Annotated in this window: 2 pseudogenes; both read right to left on the bottom strand. The window is 40.9% G+C overall.

The window, feature by feature from the left end:
• Nucleotides 1-156: 156 nt before the first annotated feature.
• A pseudogene (locus ACE1CC_RS27135) lies at nt 157-928 on the bottom strand (RNA-guided endonuclease InsQ/TnpB family protein); the annotation flags it as partial.
• A gap of 138 nt (nt 929-1,066) precedes the next feature.
• Nucleotides 1,067-1,241, bottom strand: a pseudogene (locus ACE1CC_RS27140) (IS481 family transposase); the annotation flags it as partial.

Here is a 1,241-nt window from a genome sequence, read left to right on the forward strand (position 1 = left end):
TACTGCGTTAATTTATTCTACTAATTTTCGGACACTTATTCTGTTAATTTTGCCTCTTCCCTCTCCCATCTCTACAATCCTCATTCCGCAACGTTTCTAGCCTGAACTTCTCCCGGACATTTAATTTGTTAACGAGGTTATCTAATGTGTTACGCGACAGTTGTCGAGAAACTTTTAAGTGTAATAAGGCAACCTTTTGCCGTTGCCGGGAATAGTTAGCTGATTGTTTTTGACCTTTTTTATGGCGTTTAGATAGTCTCCTTTGGGCTTTTCTTAAGCGCTTTTCTGTTCGGCGGAAAAACCGGGGATTTTCTACTGTCTTTCTATTGGAATCTGTATAGAACTCCTTAAGTCCTAAATCGATTCCCACCACAGAACCAGTAAATTCGTGCTTCTCTTCTCGTTCATGGTCAATCACAAATTGACAGTAGTAGCCATCGGCTCGTTTCACTACTCTTAATCGCTTAATTTGCGCGAGAGCGTAGTAGACTAATGTCTTTTGACTGCACCACAAATCAAATACACCTGCTTTAAATCCATCGGTGAAGGTAATTTGTTTCCTGTCATCAGAAAGTTTATATCCAGTAGTTTTGTATTCTACTGACCTACTGTACTTTTTGAACTTTGGAGAACCTTTCTTCTTAGCTGATGAATCTCGACAATTAGCAGAAAACCGAGCTATGGACTGCCATGCTCGATCTGCACTTGATTGTCGTGCTTGTGAATTTAGTTTATTTACCCAAGGTGTTGTAGAATCCTTCGCTAAAACGGCACAAAGTTTCTGTAGGTCATTCCTTGTAGTCCCTTTGTTATCCATCCAATATCTGACACATTTGTTTCTCACAAATTGCGCCGTTATAATGGCTTCATCTAATAAATGATATTGTTCTGGAGTGCCGTTTTTTAATTTGGCTTCTACGACCAACATTGCTATTTCCCTCGACCTTGGGTGTTCTTAATTGTATCACAACTTACCCAGAAAATTTAGGATTAAAATGCTACTTCGTGTCTGAGTTAGTTGGTGGGATTTCATCCCCCGTTAAGCTGTGCTGTAACGGGGGCATTCATCCGACATTTTTAGGTAAAGTAGGAATCGCATTAACCAAGCGTTTGCTTCTTTTTCTGTCTCTGGTGCGTGTAGGTGGTAGAGGGTTTCGTGCATTTCTTTGACGCTGCGAAATGGCCGTTCTACTTTGCCTTTGGCACGGGCGGTTACTCTTGTACCATCACTTCCTTTTGGT

Source organism: Floridaenema aerugineum BLCC-F46 (assembly GCF_041929345.1).
GTDB classification, from domain to species: domain Bacteria; phylum Cyanobacteriota; class Cyanobacteriia; order Cyanobacteriales; family Aerosakkonemataceae; genus Floridanema; species Floridanema aerugineum.